Source organism: Micromonospora sp. D75 (assembly GCF_018070405.1).
Taxonomy (GTDB): Bacteria; Actinomycetota; Actinomycetes; order Mycobacteriales; family Micromonosporaceae; genus Micromonospora; species Micromonospora chalcea.
Window position 1 is genome coordinate 1 of sequence record NZ_JAGPXV010001201.1, and the last position, 442, is coordinate 442.

Below are 442 nucleotides of genomic sequence, written 5' to 3' on the forward strand. Positions count from 1 at the left end.
CCTCCCACCCCGACCCCGACCCCGCCTCCGCCTCCGCCCGCCCTCGACTCGCCCTCGGCTCGCCCCGTTGATCTTGAAGTTAGCGGCGACAAAACGGGCGCCAAGTGCGGTCAACCTCATGTTCGTCGGGGCCGGGGGCGGGCGGGGTGGGGTGGGCCGGGTGGGTGGGAAATGGGGGAGCTGGGGGGTGAGCGGGAGCGGGCGTGTGACGCTGCGGGGGTGAGGAGGTTCGGGCCCGCGTCTGTTCGCGCCCTTCCCGGCTGGGCGGTGTGGGTGACGCCGGGGCTGCTCACGCTCGTGGTGACGCTGGCCGGGATCGGGCACGCCCAGCCGTGGCGGGACGAGCTGGCCACCTGGAGCGCGGCCACCCGCCCGCTATCCGACCTGGCCCGGATGACCCGCACCATCGACGCCGCCACCGGGCCGTACTACCTGCTCATGC

1 pseudogene is annotated in these 442 nt (G+C 74.4%); it reads left to right on the top strand.

Annotated features, from left to right (window positions below):
* Window positions 1–171 precede the first annotated feature (171 nt).
* Window positions 172–442, top strand: a pseudogene (locus tag KBX39_RS32860) (hypothetical protein); the annotation flags it as partial.